Source organism: Pectobacterium odoriferum (assembly GCF_009931295.1).
Lineage (GTDB): Bacteria > Pseudomonadota > Gammaproteobacteria > Enterobacterales > Enterobacteriaceae > Pectobacterium > Pectobacterium odoriferum.
Window position 1 is genome coordinate 4908311 of the sequence record NZ_CP034938.1, and the last position, 20018, is coordinate 4928328.

Consider the following 20018-nt stretch of genomic DNA (forward strand, 5'->3'; position numbering starts at 1 on the left):
TTTACTGTCTGTAACAGCATTACCTATTGAGCCTTCAGGGAAATTGCGGCATAAGAACAGTTCTCCCTGACGATTGGCATGGACTGACACGATGAAATTTATCGGGAAATTATTGCTGACCCTACTGCTGCTGGCCTCTTTAGCGCTAGTAGTCGTATACGTATTATTGCAAACCCGTTGGACGGCAGGCTGGGTAAGTAATTGGGTAAACCAAAATACCGACTACCAGTTGTCACTGGGCAAAATTAATCATGACTGGTCAACAGCCGATCATATCCAACTCACCGATGTCAGTTTTGGCCAGAAAAATCAGCCACCGACACTCACTGCAAAGCAGATTTCAGCCGGATTTAGCGCCCGTCAAATTACCGAGCCACACCATTTCGCTAGCCTAGAACTGGAAGGCGGTACGCTAAACCTTTCCTCGCAGGCCGCCACACTCCCTATCGAAGCCGATGTGCTACAGCTGCGTGCAATGACGTTGCAGGCAAAGGACGGCGATTGGCGTCTGAATGGTCAACAGATCAACGGCGGAATGATGCCGTGGCAGCCTGAGGCAGGCTATCTGCTGGGTAAACAGGGACAGTTCCAGCTCAGCGCACGCTCACTCGAACTCAACGATATCCCCGCCAGTCAGGTATTGGTTCAGGGAGAAATCAACCACAACCAGTTGATTCTGAGCAATTTCGGCGCGGATGTCGCTCAGGGGCAGCTAACGGGCAACGCCAGCCGCGCAGAAGACGGCAGCTGGCAGATCGGTAGCCTACGGCTCAGCAATGTTCGTTTGCAAACGCAAAGAACGCCGGAGACCTTCTGGCAACCCGTTACCGAACTGCCTTCTGTTACGGTTGATCGCTTTGATCTGATTGATGCCCGTATTGAAGGGCCTGGATGGGCGTTTATCGACCTCGATGTTGCCCTGCAAAATGTCACGTTTAAGCAGAATGACTGGCAAAGCGAAGGTGGAACGCTGTCATTCAATGCGACCGACATTGTGAATGGCAACATGCACCTTATCGACCCTATCGTGAATCTGGATTTGTCACCAGCGGGCGTTAACATCAAGCAGTTTTCTACGCGCTGGGAAGGGGGGTTGCTGCGAACCAACGGCAACTGGCAGCGTAGTAACCACCGTTTACAGCTGAATGAATTTGTTGTCGCAGGAATGGAATACACGCTCCCCGGCGACTGGCGTCAGCGCTGGCAAGCAACATTGCCATCATGGCTGGCAGAAGTGAATGTGCGAAAATTCACGGCGAACCGCAATCTGCTGATCGATATCAACCCGGATTTCCCTTTCCAGCTAACCGCATTGGATGGCTACGGCAGCGATTTGCTGCTGGCTCGCAACCACCAGTGGGGAATGTGGACAGGCTCGTTAAATCTTAATGCCAGCGATGCGACGTTCAATAAAGTCGATGTGCGCCGTCCTTCGATGGCACTGGTAGCCGACGATAACCAGATCGCCATTAACGAACTCAGCGCATTTACGCAAAATGGCATGCTGGAGGCCAAGGCAACGATCAACCAGCAACCGGCACGCAATTTCTCCCTGTCGCTGGCAGGACGCGCTGTACCGCTGGATGTTCTGACGCGCTGGGGATGGCCAGAACCGGCAACCGCACCGACAGGCAATACGAATCTGCAATTGCAGTTGAATGGGCGACTTGCCGCTGATACACCGCTTAAGCCGACGCTAAGCGGTACGCTGCAAGGTGTGGATAGTAGCGACCACCCAATCAGACAGCAAATGCATCAGGGAACCGTGACAGAAACGCCGTAATTATTACGTTTTCAAAATACGTTTTTTTAAATAAGAACTTTCAAAACATCCGCAACGTTGTTGCGTACTGAAACAGCATCATAAACCCCGTGAAAATCACGGGGTATGACTGTCATGGGGGTTTGCTATCACGAGATGCTGCTAGCTAACATGCAGCGTGATGTACTGATGGGAATAGAGTCATAACATTTGGCTCTCATAATGCTTAGCCGCGGGTTAATCCACTACTGACCCACCCTCTTCCAGCGGTGCATCCGGTTGAGCAGGCAGCACGATATAAACCCCTTCGAACAACGCCCCTTTATTGTCATCACCGAAGAGCTCAACATTGAGCTGCACGCGTGCCTTACGCCCACGCGCGAGACGATCGAGATCGCCACTCAGCGACCCTAAATCAGCGATGGCGTTCGGTCGGCCACTGACTGGCATACTGTAACGAATGTGCGCATCCGCCAGAATGATCGTTCCACCGAGGTGCCGTTCACGCAGCAATAGCCAGATTAACCCCCACCCAGTGAGCGTAGCGAGAGAAAACATACTGCCAGCAAAAAGCGTATGATGCGGATTCTGGTTGCCCGTTTCAGGCATGGTGGTAATAAATTGCTTTCCGGTGTACTGGCTTATCCGCACGCCCATTTTTTCACTCAGGGGAATGTGCTCGTACCAGGCCTGCTGCAGCTGTCCGCACCAGTCAGGGCGATGCAAAATATCATCCAACGTCGCTACTGGTTTAATCATCAGGAAGTGCCGCACGGGTGTGGTTTGTGGCGCGGTGATCTCCCCCTGATTAACAAAGCCCAGCTTGGAGAAAAAATCCATTGCGTCTTCACGAGCGCTACAGACCACGCGCTTGACGCCTTCCTGACGCGCGACAGACTCCAGGGTAATCGCAAGCAGCGTTCCTAGCCCTTTCCCTCGTACGTCGGGGTGAACGGCTAAAAAACGGATTGCCGCTTCATTATCCGCATTGATAGAAAGACGCCCAATCGCAACCAGCCTTCCCTGTTCATCCACCACAGTTTGGTGATGTGCCAGAGCATCATAGGCATCACGCTCGGAGCCCAGCGGCTGGTGCAGAGGTTTACGCAGCATTTCCCAGCGAAATTGATAGTACGCATCCAGTTCTTCCGCGCTTTCAGGTACTCTCAAATGATACATAACCCTTCCTCTATACCGAGATGCCTCATTGCATCAGGGTTCATGAAATCAGACTGTTGAAGCAAATTTATACGCGGAACGGCAACGGTAATAGCACGTTACAACACCATGACGTTACAGACCTATGACGCGACAACGCTATGTCTGTAGCCAGAACGTCACCGGGCCGTCATTCACCAATGCCACTTTCATATCCGCCGCAAACTGCCCCGTTTCCGTGTGAACGCCTTGCTCACGACACTGTTCGACAAAATACTGATAGAGGCGATCGGCCTCTGAGGGATGCGCACCGCGAGAAAATCCAGGGCGCATGCCACGCTGCGTATCGGCAACGAGCGTAAACTGTGAAACCACCAGCACATTGCCGCCAGCCTGGCGAACATTAAGATTCATTTTCCCGTCATCGTCACCAAATATGCGGTAACCCAATACGCGTTCGCAGAGTCGCGTGGCTTTTTGTTCGTCATCGCCCTGCTCAACGCCCAGCAAGATCAGTAAACCTTTATCGATTTCCCCAACCACACTGCCTTCTACCGTAACACTGGCGCTGGATACTCGCTGAATTAGCGCAATCATAAAACCCGACTACTCCTGATGTTATCATTCCCAATAGAGACGATGTCCGCCTCTGCGATATAAATCATGCTTTGGTCGTCGTCGCCTGCATGGCGAAAAAATCCGGCACTACCTGACGATCGGTCACCAAAATGCTGCGAATGCCCAGGCTTTGTGCGGCATCGACATTCGCGGCATTATCGTCAAAAAAGACGGCTTGCGCAGGCGGAACGTCCTCCTCTGTCAGGACATATTGATAAATCGCCAATTCTGGCTTACGTAATCCAATCTCTTGTGACAGATAGAGCCTGTCGGCTGCCGTCGCCACTTCTGGGAATAGCGCAGGCCAGTGTGAACAGTGGAGGCGATTGGTATTCGACAGAATCACCACACGATGCCCTTCCTGACGCAAACGCTGCATGATGTCGATAACCTCGGGACGCAACGCGACAAAAATAGCCTGCCAGCCAGCGGTGAATTGTTCGAAGCTCAGGGCAATGCCCATTTCCTGGCACAGTCTGGTGGCAAATTCCTCGTCGCTGATCTCACCCCGCTCATGCTGTTCAAACGCCTCGCCCATGACAAAACGCTCTTGCAACGTCGCGAGCGGCGCGCTGCTCAGATTACTCCAGACACCCAATACTCTATTGAAATCAATATCTATGACGACATTGCCTAAATCAAAGATATACAGCATGGCAGTGACCTCCTGACGTAATCGTAGGATTTTCACTGTAGCGGGAAATAGAGAAACTGAACAGAGAGGAAATATAAAGGAAAGGTTAAAGTGGAAGAAAGCGCATAAAATTCAGGGCACCCGAAGGTGCCCTGTTGCGTAACAAGACAAATCCGTCTGAAATTAGACGTCTTTGCTGCCGCGGCTAGCGCGTTTACGATCGTTTTCGGTCAGGTGACGCTTACGAATACGGATAGACTGTGGCGTAACTTCAACCAATTCGTCGTCATCAATGAACTCCAGCGCTTGTTCCAGAGACATTTTGATCGCCGGAACCAGTGTGGTTGCTTCATCAGTACCCGATGCACGCATGTTGGTCAGTTTCTTACCGGTCAGACAGTTTACTGTCAGATCGTTAGAACGTGAGTGAATACCGATGATCTGGCCTTCATACACTTCTGCACCGTGTCCGAGGAACAGCTTACCGCGATCTTGCAGGCTGAACAGTGCAAACGCGACCGCTTTACCTTGACCGTTGGAAACCAGCACGCCGTTTTGACGCTGACCGATTTCACCTAGACGCACGTCATCGTAGTGGCTGAACGTGGAGTACAGCAGACCGGTACCAGACGTCATGGTCATGAATTCGGTACGGAAACCGATCAGACCGCGAGCTGGGATCAGGTAATCCAGACGGATACGACCCTTGCCATCTGGGATCATGTCTTTCACATCACCCTTACGCTCACCCATGGCTTGCATGACTGAACCCTGGTGCTGTTCTTCGATGTCCAGCGTCACGTTTTCAAACGGCTCTTGGTTACGACCGTCGATAACGCGGTTGATAACTTTCGGACGTGATACGGCCAGTTCAAAGCCTTCACGACGCATGTTTTCGATCAGAACTGACAGGTGCAATTCACCACGGCCAGAAACGCGGAACGCATCAGCGTCTTCGGTTTCGTCAACGCGCAGAGCAACGTTGTGCACCAGCTCTTTGTTCAGACGCTCCAGAATCTGGCGCGACGTTACATACTTACCTTCTTTACCGCAGAATGGTGAAGTATTGACGTTGAAGAACATGGTAACGGTAGGTTCATCGACGCTCAGTGCTGGCAGCGCTTCGACATTCTGCGGATCGCAGATAGTGTCGGAAATGTTCAGCTCGCCCAGACCGGTGATCGCGATGATATCGCCTGCTTCCGCTTCAGTCGCGTCGATACGCTCCAGACCCAGGTGAGTCAGAACTTTACCTACTTTACCGTTACGAGTTTTGCCTTCGCTATCAACAATAGTGACTTGTTGGTTAGGCTTAACTTTACCGCGCTTGATACGGCCGATACCGATAACGCCAACATAGTTGTTGTAGTCCAGCTGAGAGATCTGCATCTGGAACGGCGCATCCATCTCAACCTGAGGCGGGGAAACGTGATCGACAATCGCCTGATACAGCGGAGTCATGTCTTCCGCCATGTCGGTGTGGTCGAGACCCGCGATACCATTCAGCGCAGAAGCATAAATGATCGGGAAATCCAGTTGCTCGTCAGTCGCATCCAGGTTCACAAACAGGTCGAATACCTGATCGACAACCCAGTCAGGACGCGCACCAGGACGGTCAACTTTGTTGATAACCACAATTGGCTTCAGACCGTTGGCAAATGCTTTTTTGGTCACGAAACGCGTTTGCGGCATCGGGCCATCCATCGCATCAACAACCAGCAGTACCGAGTCAACCATCGACATTACACGCTCAACCTCGCCGCCGAAGTCGGCGTGTCCCGGGGTATCTACGATGTTAATACGGTAGTCTTTCCAATTAATGGCGGTATTTTTTGCGAGGATGGTAATTCCACGCTCTTTCTCCAAATCGTTGGAGTCCATTACACGCTCGGTTGCTTCGGCACGTTCACCGAACGTTCCGGATTGTTGCAACAGCTTGTCAACCAGGGTGGTTTTCCCATGGTCAACGTGCGCAATAATGGCGATGTTACGCAAATTTTCGATCACAGCTTTGCCTCAGGCATTTAGAAATAGCGCGCTATTGTACACGTATTAATCGAGGGACTAAACAAGATCACAAGCATCTATGATAAACAACCTAGAGCAGCCTGCTTTGTGATCCCTTTCACGGTGCAAAAGCGCTACAAGCGAACATGAATGCACCAAATAAGTGCAATAATTCACATATGGAGCACCATTTTGGTGCTTTAGACTATAATGGTGCAGTGGGTTTACGTGAGAAAGCCCCAAGGAGCAACACATTGCACACATTTAAAAAGTTGGCACACTTTTAGCTTTAGTCTACTCACGGTAACAACATCAATCCACAACGATATTCGTTCCACGACGATAAATGACCAATCGGGAGAACCAAGTATGTCCGCAGAACATGTTTTGACGATGCTGAATGAGCACGAAGTGAAGTTTGTTGATTTACGCTTCACTGATACTAAAGGTAAAGAGCAGCACGTCACCATTCCGGCTCATCAAGTCAATGCCGACTTCTTCGAAGAAGGTAAAATGTTTGATGGTTCCTCGATTGGCGGCTGGAAAGGTATTAACGAGTCAGACATGGTTCTGATGCCCGATGCCAGCACCGCAATGATCGATCCGTTCTTCGAAGATTCTACACTGATCATTCGTTGTGACATCCTTGAGCCAGGCACGATGCAAGGCTATGACCGCGACCCGCGTTCTATCGCAAAACGTGCGGAAGATTTCCTGCGTTCTTCCGGCATTGCCGATACCGTACTGTTCGGGCCTGAGCCAGAATTCTTCCTGTTCGATGACATCCGTTTCGGCAGCAGCACGTCCGGTTCTCACGTTGCTATCGACGACATCGAAGCTTACTGGAACTCCGGTAAAGCATACGAAGGCGGTAACAAAGGTCACCGTCCAGGTCTGAAAGGCGGCTACTTCCCAGTTCCACCAGTCGATTCATCACAGGACATCCGTTCTGCTATGTGTCTGACCATGGAGCAAATGGGTCTGGTTGTTGAAGCTCACCACCACGAAGTGGCTACCGCGGGTCAGAACGAAGTGGCTACCCGCTTCAACACCATGACCAAAAAAGCTGACGAAATTCAGATCTACAAATATGTCGTGCATAACGTGGCTCACGCCTACGGTAAAACCGCGACCTTCATGCCAAAACCCATGTTCGGTGATAACGGTTCAGGTATGCACTGCCACATGTCTCTGTCTAAAGACGGCACTAACCTGTTCGCTGGCGACAAATACGGCGGCCTGTCTGAAATGGCGCTGTTCTACATCGGCGGTGTTATCAAGCACGCTAAAGCCATCAACGCCCTGGCGAACCCGACCACTAACTCCTACAAGCGTCTGGTCCCAGGCTACGAAGCCCCAGTTATGCTGGCTTACTCTGCCCGTAACCGCTCTGCTTCAATCCGTATCCCAGTGGTCGCTAGCCCGAAAGCACGTCGTATCGAAGCACGCTTCCCGGATCCAGCAGCTAACCCATACCTGTGCTTCGCTGCACTGCTGATGGCTGGCCTCGACGGCATCATCAACAAAATCCACCCTGGCGATGCGATGGATAAAAACCTGTACGATCTGCCTCCAGAAGAAGAAGCAGAGATTCCAAAAGTTGCAGGTTCTCTGGACGAGGCCCTGGCTGCACTGAACGAAGACCGCGAGTTCCTGACCCGTGGTGGCGTGTTCACCGACGACGCTATCGAAGCGTACATCGAACTGCGTAAATCTGAGATTGACCGCGTTCGTATGACGCCGCACCCAGTTGAGTTCGAACTGTATTACAGCGTCTAATATCTACTTCGGCGTGGTTGGGTGTGCTGATACCCGACCATGACCGATAAACAACAGAATACTAAGAATTTTTTTTGTGATGGGCTATCCATGCCCATCACCCCTGTAGGGGCCGTCGCAGGGCGACGTCAAAAATTTTTCCTGAAAATTTTTTGTTGCCGTGGAAACGCTTCAGCCCATCTTCGGATGGGCTTTTTTCACCATCGGCATTGGCCGTTGCGACGTAACATCCATCATCCACACTACAATGCACCGTGACGGTGCGGGAGTCTGCGTTATGGCAACAGGCACGCTGCCCGATGCTGGGCAGATCCTAAATTCCCTGATAAACAGCATCTTATTGCTGGATAACGATCTGGCGATTCACTATTCCAACCCAGCAGCACAGCAATTACTGGCACAAAGCTCGCGTAAATTATCCGGCACACCGCTGCCCGATTTGCTGGGATATTTTTCTCTGAATATCGGTTTACTGCGTGAAAGTCTGGATTCAGGACAAGGTTTTACGGATAACGAAGTCACCATCGTTGTAGATGGCAAAGCGCACATCATGTCGCTCACCGCTCAGCGGGTACAAAACGATTTTATCCTACTGGAAATGGCACCGATGGATAACCAGCGCCGTCTCAGTCAGGAACAGCTTCAACATGCGCAGCAGCAGGCCGCTCGTGATTTGGTCCGAGGCCTGGCCCATGAGATAAAAAATCCGCTTGGCGGATTGCGCGGCGCCGCACAGTTGCTTGCCAAAGCATTGCCCGATCCGGCGTTGACGGAATACACCAAGGTCATTATCGAACAGGCGGATCGCCTGCGTAATCTGGTTGATCGCCTGCTCGGGCCACAGCAGCCCGGCCTGCACGTCACCCAAAGCATCCATCAGGTCGCTGAACGCATTTGCCAGCTTGTCTCTCTGGAAAAGCCCGATAACGTGACGCTGGTGAAAGACTATGACCCCAGCCTGCCGGAACTGACGCACGACCCCGATCAGATTGAACAGGTACTGCTGAATATTACCCGCAATGCACTACAGGCGCTGGGCGAGGAAGGCGGGACGATTACGATACGTACCCGCACAGCTTTTCAGCTCACGTTACACGGTGTGCGCTATCGTCTCGCCGCACGTATTGACGTGGAAGATGACGGCCCCGGCGTACCCGCTCAACTACAGGACACGCTGTTTTACCCGATGGTGAGCGGACGCGAAGGAGGCACCGGTTTAGGGCTTTCCATCGCCCGCAGCCTTATCGACCAGCACTCCGGTAAAATTGAATTTAACAGTTGGCCAGGACACACCGAATTCTCGGTTTATCTGCCCATTCGCCAGTGAGGTTACAATGCAACGAGGGATAGTCTGGATTGTCGATGACGATAGCTCCATCCGTTGGGTGCTTGAGCGCGCGCTTGCTGGTGCGGGTTTAACCTGTGCAACGTTTGAGAACGGAAATCAGGTACTGCATGCGCTGGCGACACAAACGCCCGACGTTCTGCTGTCCGACATCCGTATGCCAGGGATGGATGGATTAGCGCTCTTACAGCAAATCAAACAGCGCCACCCGATGCTCCCGGTCATCATTATGACGGCACATTCCGATTTGGATGCCGCCGTTAGCGCTTATCAACAGGGTGCGTTCGACTATTTGCCGAAACCATTCGATATTGATGAAGCCGTTGCGCTGGTTGAGCGCGCAATCAGCCATTATCTGGAACAGCAGCAACCAGTACGTAACCAACCGATCAACGGCCCGACAACGGACATTATCGGCGAAGCCCCCGCGATGCAGGATGTCTTTCGCATCATCGGCCGCCTGTCTCGCTCGTCGATCAGCGTACTGATTAATGGCGAATCGGGAACCGGTAAAGAGCTGGTAGCACACGCCCTGCACCGCCACAGTCCGCGAACCAAAGCCCCTTTTATCGCTCTGAATATGGCTGCCATTCCCAAAGATCTGATCGAATCAGAACTGTTCGGCCATGAAAAAGGCGCATTTACAGGCGCGAACCAGATTCGTCAGGGCCGCTTTGAGCAAGCCGATGGCGGTACGCTGTTTCTGGATGAAATCGGCGATATGCCGCTAGACGTACAAACACGCCTATTGCGCGTATTGGCAGACGGACAGTTTTATCGCGTTGGCGGCTATGCCGCAGTGAAAGTGGATGTCCGCATTATCGCGGCAACGCACCAAAATCTTGAACAACGCGTGCAGGAAGGCAAGTTCCGTGAGGATTTGTTCCACCGCCTCAATGTGATCCGCGTTCATCTACCGCCGCTGCGCGAACGTCGGGAAGATATTCCCCGTCTGGCGCGTTATTTCTTGCAGGCTACGGCCAAAGAACTGGGCGTCGAGCCGAAGAATCTACATCCAGAAGCGGAAACGGCGCTAACCCGTTTACCGTGGCCTGGCAACGTGCGCCAATTGGAAAACACCTGTCGCTGGTTGACCGTTATGGCCGCAGGTCAGGAAGTGCTGATTCAGGATTTGCCGCCTGAACTGTTCGAGACCACCGCACCGGATTCCACCGTGCATATTCTGCCGGACAGCTGGGCCACGCTGTTGGCACAATGGGCCGATCGCGCGCTGCGTTCCGGTCATCAAAATCTGCTAGCGGAAGCACAGCCGGAAATGGAAAGAACGCTGCTTACGACAGCATTACGGCATACGCAGGGGCATAAACAGGAAGCAGCAAGATTGCTGGGATGGGGCAGAAATACCCTGACGCGTAAATTAAAAGAGCTGGGAATGGAGTAGCAAGATTGCTTTTTTATTGCTCAATTGTTAACAAACAAATTGGTGATAAAAAATACAATCTGGCGCACGAAATTGTCATTAATTTGTACTTTACTTGCCTCGGGTCAGCAGTATGATCGTGTCGCTGATTCGGGAGGAACACCATGCTGGACTCATTGATTTCCGCTGCAACACTTTCTGTTGCAACACATGGCGCTGAAATTGGCTCCGCGGCAAGCCATTCGCCGCAGGCTGCTATTGCCGCCGTTTTGTGTGCCGCACTGATTAACTTTTTTAGTTGATCCTATAAACGCTCAAGAACAGCCAGTCGGTACTAACATCGACTGGCTGTTTTTCTATTTACGTTTTTCAGCGTCCGCATAGGCTGGCATGTCAGCCACTTTCAGGTCAGGATGCATCGCTTCAATCTCTTTAATCAGCTTATCGAATACGTCCACAATGCCATTCCCAACAATGCCGCGAAATTTCTTATGTTCGTCTTCAGGCACTTTCCCCTGTAATGTTTTTACCTCGTTGTACATGAGGTTCGCGAGGTTAAGTGCCTTATCCCGATATTCTCTGGCAATCTCTTTATCTGAAAACATGCGCTCTCCTTGTCATTAAAACCTTTTCTCCACTCAGGATAGCCCCCCTCTCCGAGCAGTTAAATCACGCGGGAAAATTGCTGTGTTCTGAGCTTGTTACGTAGATAGACATCAAAGCACATACAGATATTGCGGATCAGCAACCGTCCTTTCGGCGTAACCACCAGCCCGTCTTCCTGACTATCAACCAGCCCATCGGCCACCAGCGGAGCCAGCAATGCTAAATCCTGCTCAAAGTAGGTTTTAAAATCGATAGCGTATTCCGCTTCAATGGGCGCATAGCTGAGCTGGAAATTACAAATGAGCGTCTTAATCACATCGCGGCGAAGACAGTCATCACGCGTCAGCTGTAACCCACGCCACAGGCCATTTCCCTGGTCTTTAACCTGCGCGTAATACTGCTTCAGCTCTTTCTGGTTCTGAGCATAGCTATCACCGATCATACTAATCGCCGACACACCCATACCGAGAAGATCGCTATCGCCCTGCGTCGTATAGCCCTGGAAATTGCGATGCAGCTTCCCTTCTCGCTGTGCTACTGCCAGCTCATCGTCCGGCCGAGCAAAGTGATCCATACCGATAAACTGATAGCCCGACTGCGTCAGCGATCCAATCGTCTGTTGCAGAATATCCAGCTTTTGTTCCGCGCTCGGTAAATCCGCTTCTTTAATCTTGCGCTGTGCCGCGAACAGGCTGGGTAAATGCGCATAGTTAAAGACGCTAAGCCGGTGGGGGTTTAATTCCGCAACGCGCTGTAGCGTAAAGGCGAAACTTTCCGGCGTTTGTTTCGGCAGGCCGTAAATCAAATCAATATTGGTTGAGGTGAAGCCAAGCGCTTTTGCCCGCTCAATAAGAGCAAAAATAAAGTCTTCATCCTGCTCACGATTAACCAGTTTCTGAACGTCTTTATTAAAATCCTGCACGCCCATGCTAAGGCGGTTGAACCCTTCAGCCCGCAGATGATCGAGGACGTCCAGCTCAATTTCTCGCGGATCGACTTCAAGCGACAGCTCAGCCTGCTCGGAAAAAGAGAACAGTTCGCGCAGCAGCGACATCAGCCGACTGATTTGTACTTTATTCAGGTAGGTTGGTGTACCGCCACCCCAATGCAATTGCGTCACTGTTCGTCCGACGAATAGCGGCGCACGCTGGCGAATTTCCAGCTCCAGTACATCAAGGTATTCATCCGCTTTATGCTGCTGACGCGTAACCAGCTTATTACAGCCGCAGAAATAGCACAGCCGATGGCAAAAAGGGATGTGGATATACAGCGACAGCGGTCGCTGTGGATAACGGGCGATGGCATGCTGAAACGCAGGCTCATCGTAAGCTTCACTGAATTCTAACGCTGTGGGATAAGACGTATAACGCGGCCCAGAATAGTTATATTTTTGAATCAGGGCCAGATCCCAGTCAACGGACGGTATCGACATATTCGCTCACTCCTTCCAGTTTTTACTCGGTGGGTTATCCTTCCCCTCCTTCAGATCACCAAAAAATGGCGTTCAAAAACGCTCCCGGCGTTTTGCTACTCGTCTCATCCCTGAGACTCGCCCTAAAGGGCCGTCACCTTGTGACGTTCAAAAACGCTCCCGGCGTTTTTGTCTTGGGCGTAGGCGTCGAACCTGATTCACGCGCCCGTTAAACAGGGCGCGATGCAACCGGTGCTTACGCTTAGACAATAGCCATAGTTTACTGAACAGACAGAGCAGATAAAACGCAACCAGCAATATCAGGAACAGAAACAGCCATTTCATTGATTAGAACGTGTCTTTCGGGTTATTACGTTTCAAAAGCTGCAGCATATCTTCCTGCTGCTCTTCTTCGTCATCATCACCCAGCTCGATTCCAAGCTCTTCCATCAGGATGTCGATACGATCCAGCGTTTCATCAACCCATGATTGTTCTTTGGCGCTCAGCGTCTCGCCGCTATCCAGACGATCCAACAAGGCATCCAGACGCGTATCGTTTTCTAACATTTCCAGCTCTTCTTCCGGTGACATCGTCGGCTTGGCAACAACGACTTTCTCCACAGGTTCAGAAGGCTTCGACTTAGGCTTCGGTTTAGCGATATCGCTATCCAACACGCCAAGCTGTACAGGCTTTTTGCTACCGATACGCGGATCGGCGACTTTACGCTGACCAGAGCGCTGATCGGCGGATGCTTTTTCCTGAGTTCGGCTGCCCGACGCGTGGCCACGATGCTTTTTATCTTTTTTCCGTTCGCGCGCTTCACGCTCCAGCTCTTCGCGGGTCTTTCTTTTTACTTTGGGTTTCCCTGCCTGATCGGCAGCCCCTTTGACAGGTCGGTTCATAATATTGTTCTCAGGTACACAGATATAAGGGAAGTGCGGCGGAATCTAGCAGAAAGCCCGCGAATAAAAAAGCGTCCACATCAGACAGCTGGGCTTTTCTTTTCGCATCAGTCTGCTGCATTTCGAGACAGATAAAACCGCCTTTATTGTCAGTTACAGGTATAATCCCCAACCAGACAGAGATCCAGATAGAGATAACCATCGTGACCCAGCAATATAACTACCACATGACGCGTTTTATCATCAGCGCCCCGGATATTCGCCATCTGGCAACAGATAGCGGTATTGAAGTGGCCTTTGCTGGGCGCTCTAATGCCGGAAAATCCAGTGCCTTGAACACGCTGACCAACCAGAAAAACCTGGCACGAACCAGTAAAACGCCGGGCCGTACTCAGTTGATTAACCTGTTTCAGGTGGTAGACGGCGTGCGTTTGGTCGACCTTCCCGGCTATGGCTATGCCGAAGTGCCGGAGCAAATGAAGATCAAATGGCAACGTGCGCTCGGTGAATACCTGCAAAAGCGTAACAGCCTTAAGGGTCTTGTTGTGCTGATGGATATTCGCCATCCGCTGAAAGATCTCGATCAGCAAATGATTCAGTGGGCAGTTGATGTCGAGCTCCCAGTCTTAGTGCTGCTGACCAAAGCCGATAAATTGGCTTCAGGCGCACGTAAGACACAGTTGAATATGGTTCGCGAGGCTGTCTTGCCATTTATGGGTGATATTCAGGTCGAAGCATTTTCATCACTGAAAAAACTTGGCGTCGATAAGCTACAGCAGAAATTGGATAACTGGTTCAGCACGCTACCACACGCTGAAGAAGAACAAGCAGCTGAATAATCCTTTCGCGTGGTGCAGAGTATCATCAACTCGCATCACGCCCCACTCTCCCGCGATAATCATCCATCAGAGACGTTCTTTCCACACTCGAAACCGTGCTTGATACATTGCTGTCTATCAGGCAGTTACTGGCGTTTTGAGGGTAAAAATCTGGATAAAACCCATAAAAAACGCCCCGCTCAAAACTGAGCGGGGCGGCTAATATTCAGCCAAATCCGATTACGTGAAGTAAAAGGTCTGAAAGATAGAACATCTTACCTCTGTACCCTACGTCTTTAACTCTACCCTATTTTTTCACGGGAACAAAGGCTTTTTTGTTGTTTACTTTCATAGAAAATGGTTATCGATTACACAAAGTTAAACCAAGTCACACAATCCTGTTATTTAATTACAGAAATAGTGCAAGAATCGGCCATTAATGTGCTTCATCCCAGTTCATGCCCGTACCGATGTCTACCTGTAATGGAACATTCAATTGCATACAACCTTCCATTAATGCTTTGATTTTACTAATGGATTCTTCAATAACCGAATCATGAATCTCGAAAACCAATTCATCGTGAACCTGCATGATCATCGTCACCTTCGGCGCGTCTTTCTGTAGCCAATCGTCAATCGAGATCATCGCTTTCTTAATAATATCAGCAGCGGTGCCCTGCATTGGGGCGTTAATCGCCGCACGCTCCGCACCTTTACGCGCCATCGCATTACGAGAATGGATATCGGGCAGATAGAGACGACGACCATCCAATGTAGAGACATAGCCATGTTCCGCGGCCTGTTGACGCGTTCGCTCCATGTAATCCTGCACACCAGGATAACGCTCAAAATACAGGTTCATGTATTTCTGCGATTCACTACGGGGAATATTCAACTGACGCGACAAGCCAAACGCGCTCATGCCGTAGATCAAACCGAAGTTGATCGCTTTCGCACTGCGACGCTGTTCTGATGTCACCTTATCCAGTGCGGTGCCAAACACTTCTGACGCCGTTGCTCGGTGGATATCCCGCCCGTTCGCGAATGCGTTCAACAACCCTTTATCACCCGATAAGTGCGCCATGATACGCAGTTCGATTTGCGAGTAGTCCGCCGCAACAATGCTGTAGCCCTTAGGTGCAATGAATGCCTGACGAATACGGCGCCCTTCGTCATTACGCACAGGGATGTTTTGCAGATTCGGATCGCTGGAAGACAAACGTCCAGTCGCAGTAACAGCCTGATGATAAGACGTATGCACACGCTTCGTCGCCGGATTGATCATCAGCGGCAATTTATCGGTGTAAGTAGATTTCAGCTTGGCCAAACCCCGATATTCCAGGATCAGCTTCGGCAGAGGGTAATCCAGCGCCAGTTCAGCCAACACTTCCTCATTGGTTGATGGCGCGCCTTTTGGCGTTTTCTTCAGAATCGGCAGCTTTTGCTTTTCATACAGAATGCCCTGTAGCTGCTTGGTCGATGAGAGATTGAATTCTTCGCCCGCCAGTTCATACGCTTGTGTTTCCAGCTCCGCCAGACGGGCTGTGAGCTCTTTTGAGTGTTCTGCCAGAATAGCGGGGTCGATAAGCACACCCGTACGCTCAATGCGGGATAAAACCGGCACCAGCGGCATATCGATAGTCTGGAAGACTTGGCACAGATCGGCATGCGGCTGGAGTTTCCCCCAGAGTTTCTGGTGCAGATGCAGCGTAACGTCCGCGTCCTCGGCGGCATAAGGCCCAGCCTGTTCCAGCGCAATCTGATTAAACGTCAGTTGATTTTTTCCCTTACCCGCGATCTCTTCAAAAGTAATGGTTTTGTGGCTCAGATAGCGTTCGGCCAGGCTATCCATATCGTGGCGGCCCGCCACGCTGTCGAGCACGTAAGATTCCAGCATGGTATCAAACGCGATACCGCGTAAATCGATGTCATACCGCTGCATCACGCCTTTATCAAACTTGAGATTCTGGCCAATCTTAAGCAGCTTCTCATCTTCCAGCAGCGGTTTAAACAAGGCCAATACCTGGGCGCGATCCAACTGTTCTGGCGCATCCAGATAGTCATGCGCCAGCGGCAAATAAGCCGCTTCACCTGGCTTAATCGCAAATGACAGACCAATCAGATTGGCGGTGAGCGTATCCAGCCCGTCGGTTTCCGTATCAAAAGCGAAAACTTCAGCCTGTTTTAAGCGCTCAATCCAGTCCAGCAGCGTTTTTTCATCAAGAATCGTGACGTAACCGTCAGCAGAAAGCGTAGGCGTATTATCTTCTTCAGCAACTTGCTCAACCACCGCGTTACTCACCACCTGAACAGGTGGACTGCTCTTTTTACCCTGCATCCAGGTGCCTGATTCAATATCTAATAACCAGCGCTTAAATTCATAACGGGAAAAAAGACGATGCAACTCATCCACATCCAACTCGTTAACGGTGAGCTGATCGCAGCTAAGTTCCAGCTCAACATCCGTTTTAATGGTCGCGAGCTGATAAGAGAGATAGGCTACTTCTTTGTGCTGCTCGAGCTTCGGCGCCATGGTTTTCGCACCACGGAAGGAAAGCCCGGCAATTTTATCGAGATTGGCATACAGCGAGTCCAGCCCACCGAGCCCTTGCAATAGCGCTTGAGCCGTTTTTTCACCCACGCCAGGTACACCAGGAATGTTATCCGATGCATCGCCCATCAGCGCGAGGAAATCGATAATCAGCTCAGGAGGGATACCGTACTTATCACACACTTCCTGTGGGCCAAGAATCGAGTTATTCATGGTATTAATGAGCGTCACGCTTGGCGTCACTAGCTGCGCCATATCTTTATCGCCAGTACTAATCAGCACCGACTTACCCGCTTTTTCCGCCTGAACGGCGAGCGTACCAATCACATCGTCCGCTTCTACGCCGGATACTGCCAGAAGCGGCAACCCCATCGCTTTCACCATCTTATGCAGAGGCTCTATCTGTTCGCGTAGATCGTCCGGCATAGGTGGGCGGTGAGCCTTATAGTTCTCGAACAGTTCATCGCGAAACGTTTTCCCTTTCGCATCAAAAACGACGGCAACATGGCTGGGATGATATTGCAGCAGCAAACTGCGTAGCATATTCAGTACGCCATACATTGCACCGGTTGCTTCTCCCGCGCTGTTTGTTAACGGTGGAAAAGCGTGGTAAGCACGATACAAATAGGATGAACCGTCTACCAGTATTAAAGGGTTTTCTGCAATCTGAGCCATAGCCTGCCGTGATCGTTGTTGTCTGTCATGGCGCTAAGCATGCCATAGGTCAGGGAAAGAGACGATCCTTAACGTGAGATATTGGCTGATTTTGCATGGATCCTCGCAAGATCTTCCTGTGGATAACTTTGTGAATAGTTTTATCCGTTTAATTGCCAATTTCCCCTATTATCTTAATCTGTTTTTTTATATTCATTAATTTCATGATGTTATAATATAATCCGTTTATTTTTAAGGTATGATAAACCGTCATCCAATTTGTGGATATAAACAAAAAGATAAATAAATATTGCGGGATGATGAGATATAAAAGGTAAGAAGATGAACAGCGGGAAGGTATAAAGTCATGCGGTTTTACCCGCATGACTTATTAAATAATTACTTCTTGGTAATGAGGAACTTCACCACGTCAGCGTACTGTTTTACATATCCATCCATTGAACTGGTATCAAGACCATCATTCTTGATCATATATTTACCGTTAACGAACATGGCTGGAACACCGCGTAATTGTAAATCTGCCGCCGCTTTTTCCTGCTGGGCAACCAGAGATTTCACAACAAAGCTATTCAGTGCACCATCAAACTCGTCCGCACTCACGCCAGCTTTCACAAAAATTTCGCGAATATCTTCCGGTTTTTGTAAGGTCTGTGTTTTCTGAACGGCATCAAACATCAGCGGGGTAATTTTATCTTCGACGCCCAGCGCCATAGCTACAGCCCATGCCTGCGTCAGGTTTTTACCCAATGGGCCCAAGAAATCCACGTGATAACGTGTCATCTTCGTACCCTCTGGTAACGCTTTTTTTACTGCATCAGGAACGTGGTAAACCTGTTCAAATTGATAGCAGTGCGGGCAATAGAATGAGAAGAACTCAAGAATCTGAGGCTCTTGGGTTGCGGGTTTATCTAATTCTACATATTGCTTGCCGTCAGAAAACTCTGCAGCAGAAGCACTAAATGCCAGAACAACGCCAATCAGCGCAAGCCATAATTTTTTCATAAATTTCACTCTCTCCATTTAATTTCAGTACATTGGCATTAGCTGTAGAGGAGGATCCTGCAACAGCTGAGTTTGCCCAATAAATATTGCCGTTTGCTTCAACCAGAAATCAGCATCCGTCATCCAGGGGAAATTTTTCGGAAAAGCGGGATCTTCCCAGCGACGAGCAACCCAGGCCAGATAATAAACCTGCCGCATCGCACGAAGAGGCTCAATCAGCGCAAGCTCTTTCTCCTGAAACTCTGCAAATTCGCTATAGGCTTCTAACAAGATATCCAGTTGAATACGTTGTTCACGGCGGTCGCCATGCAACAGCATCCATAAATCCTGTATTGCCGGACCATTGCGGGCATCATCCAAATCCACAAATAGCGGGCCATCACGCCACAAAATATTGCCTGGATGACAATCCCCATGCAGACGCAGTGGCCGCCAGTCGTTATGCCAATAAGTTTCAACTGTATCAATCAGTTGACGAGTCGCCTGTAAAAAATCATGTCGATGTATTTTCGGTATTAGCGGACATGTCTCCAACAGCCGATAAGGTTCATGCAAATATTCATTTACCCCTATCGTCGGACGCTCGGTGAATAACGATTTCTGACCCGTCTGGTGAATCCGACCGAGAAAACGACCGACCCACTCTAGCTGGTCTTCATTATCCATTTCATACTGCCGCCCGCCCACGCTGGGGAATACGGCAAAATGAAATCCTTCATAGACATTCAGCGTTTGCCCATTAAGCAAGATGGGAGCAACAATAGGAACTTCATCTTGTTCCAATTGCTGGGCAAAAATATGCTCTTCCTGAATCTGCGCCGTGCTCCACCGTTTCCGGGCGATAAAATTTCACCACGAATCGTTTACGATCTTCATCCGCAAACTGGTACACCCGATTCTCATAACTGTTTAATGCCGTCAAACCAGAATCAACGCGCAGCCCAACATCCAGCAGCGCATCCATGATCAGATCGGGGAATAGCGTCTGGAAATTAAATATCGAACTATTCATCACGGCCACAAATGGTTAGAGGCGACGTAAGAGATATGCGTGCAACAGTTAGCACCATGAACGTGTTATTCCTTTCCACTAGTCTTTAATAACTCCCCGGGCACGAAGCAAAGCTGTCTTAAAATCGTCTTCGTAGTCTTTCTTCAAACCGGGAATGACTTGTTCTTTATCTGCATCACGCATTTTTAGATGGTAAATAAGGATATCATCAGTCAGTTCATTTAACTGCCCCTCGAACCCCGCCTCCTGTGCAAGGTTTTGTAAAAATTGCACCAGATTTAAATCGGGTTCTTTTTGCCAGGCTGGGTGCAACAGTTCAATAAGCTCATTAACGCGATGACATTTCATTTTTTTCT

General features: G+C 50.2%; 18 protein-coding genes and 1 pseudogene. 6 read left to right on the plus strand and 13 right to left on the minus strand.

What is annotated here, in order from left to right:
- Positions 1–91: 91 nt before the first annotated feature.
- Entirely contained in the window at positions 92–1783 is a 1692-nt protein-coding gene (locus tag EO763_RS22210; protein WP_161530256.1) for an AsmA family protein, read from the plus strand.
- 216 nt (positions 1784–1999) lie between these two features.
- Here the strand turns inward: EO763_RS22210 and fabY are convergent, their stop codons facing one another.
- From fabY to typA, 4 genes are all read right to left on the minus strand, one after another.
- Positions 2000–2941 (minus strand): fatty acid biosynthesis protein FabY, encoded by a 942-nt coding sequence (fabY, locus tag EO763_RS22215; protein WP_161530257.1) that lies wholly within the window; start codon positions 2939–2941, stop codon positions 2000–2002.
- Between the two features lie 138 nt (positions 2942–3079).
- On the minus strand, positions 3080–3517 hold the full coding sequence (dtd, locus tag EO763_RS22220; RefSeq protein WP_161530258.1) for a D-aminoacyl-tRNA deacylase: 438 nt from the start codon (positions 3515–3517) through the stop codon (positions 3080–3082).
- A 64-nt stretch (positions 3518–3581) separates the two neighbouring features.
- Positions 3582–4193 carry a glucose-1-phosphatase gene (gene yihX / locus EO763_RS22225; protein ID WP_161530259.1) on the minus strand — a complete coding sequence of 204 codons (612 nt, stop codon included), beginning with the start codon at positions 4191–4193 and terminating at the stop codon, positions 3582–3584.
- 162 nt (positions 4194–4355) lie between these two features.
- Entirely contained in the window at positions 4356–6179 is a 1824-nt protein-coding gene (typA, locus tag EO763_RS22230) for a ribosome-dependent GTPase TypA (RefSeq protein ID WP_161530260.1), read from the minus strand.
- 369 nt (positions 6180–6548) lie between these two features.
- Between typA and glnA the strand changes: the two genes are divergently transcribed.
- From glnA to EO763_RS22250, 4 genes are all read left to right on the plus strand, one after another.
- A complete protein-coding gene (gene glnA / locus EO763_RS22235) occupies positions 6549–7958 on the plus strand; it encodes a glutamate--ammonia ligase (protein ID WP_010281651.1) in 1410 nt (469 codons plus the stop codon).
- A gap of 277 nt (positions 7959–8235) precedes the next feature.
- Entirely contained in the window at positions 8236–9285 is a 1050-nt protein-coding gene (glnL, locus tag EO763_RS22240) for a nitrogen regulation protein NR(II) (RefSeq protein ID WP_161530261.1), read from the plus strand.
- A 7-nt stretch (positions 9286–9292) separates the two neighbouring features.
- Positions 9293–10705, plus strand: coding sequence for a nitrogen regulation protein NR(I) (glnG, locus tag EO763_RS22245; protein WP_010298133.1), 1413 nt, complete (start codon positions 9293–9295; stop codon positions 10703–10705).
- A gap of 143 nt (positions 10706–10848) precedes the next feature.
- On the plus strand, positions 10849–10986 hold the full coding sequence (locus EO763_RS22250; protein ID WP_010281646.1) for a YshB family small membrane protein: 138 nt from the start codon (positions 10849–10851) through the stop codon (positions 10984–10986).
- 54 nt (positions 10987–11040) lie between these two features.
- On the opposite strand, the gene EO763_RS22255 is transcribed toward EO763_RS22250, so the two are convergent.
- The 4 genes from EO763_RS22255 to yihI all read right to left on the minus strand — a co-directional run bounded on the left by EO763_RS22255 (position 11041) and on the right by yihI (position 13604).
- Complete coding sequence (locus EO763_RS22255) at positions 11041–11289, minus strand: hypothetical protein (protein WP_161530262.1); 249 nt, start codon at positions 11287–11289, stop codon at positions 11041–11043.
- A 59-nt stretch (positions 11290–11348) separates the two neighbouring features.
- Positions 11349–12722, minus strand: a complete 1374-nt coding sequence (gene hemN / locus EO763_RS22260; protein WP_161530263.1) for an oxygen-independent coproporphyrinogen III oxidase — start codon at positions 12720–12722, stop codon at positions 11349–11351.
- Positions 12723–12869: 147 nt separating this feature from the next.
- Positions 12870–13046 (minus strand): hypothetical protein, encoded by a 177-nt coding sequence (locus tag EO763_RS23340; RefSeq protein ID WP_162847971.1) that lies wholly within the window; start codon positions 13044–13046, stop codon positions 12870–12872.
- A gap of 3 nt (positions 13047–13049) precedes the next feature.
- Entirely contained in the window at positions 13050–13604 is a 555-nt protein-coding gene (gene yihI, locus EO763_RS22265) for a Der GTPase-activating protein YihI (RefSeq protein WP_109225106.1), read from the minus strand.
- Between the two features lie 203 nt (positions 13605–13807).
- Between yihI and yihA the strand changes: the two genes are divergently transcribed.
- Complete coding sequence (yihA, locus tag EO763_RS22275; protein WP_161530264.1) at positions 13808–14443, plus strand: ribosome biogenesis GTP-binding protein YihA/YsxC; 636 nt, start codon at positions 13808–13810, stop codon at positions 14441–14443.
- Between the two features lie 205 nt (positions 14444–14648).
- On the opposite strand, the gene spfP is transcribed toward yihA, so the two are convergent.
- The 5 genes and pseudogenes from spfP to EO763_RS22295 form a co-directional block, all read right to left on the minus strand.
- Entirely contained in the window at positions 14649–14696 is a 48-nt protein-coding gene (spfP, locus tag EO763_RS24020) for a small protein SpfP (RefSeq protein WP_071892919.1), read from the minus strand.
- A 162-nt stretch (positions 14697–14858) separates the two neighbouring features.
- Positions 14859–17648: a DNA polymerase I gene (gene polA, locus EO763_RS22280; protein ID WP_161530265.1), complete on the minus strand. Its 2790-nt coding sequence runs from the start codon at positions 17646–17648 to the stop codon at positions 14859–14861.
- A 378-nt stretch (positions 17649–18026) separates the two neighbouring features.
- A complete protein-coding gene (gene dsbA / locus EO763_RS22285) occupies positions 18027–18650 on the minus strand; it encodes a thiol:disulfide interchange protein DsbA (protein WP_161530266.1) in 624 nt (207 codons plus the stop codon).
- 24 nt (positions 18651–18674) lie between these two features.
- Positions 18675–19662, minus strand: a pseudogene (locus EO763_RS22290) (serine/threonine protein kinase).
- Positions 19663–19740: 78 nt separating this feature from the next.
- Positions 19741–20010, minus strand: a complete 270-nt coding sequence (locus tag EO763_RS22295; RefSeq protein ID WP_161530267.1) for a YihD family protein — start codon at positions 20008–20010, stop codon at positions 19741–19743.
- Positions 20011–20018 lie beyond the last annotated feature (8 nt).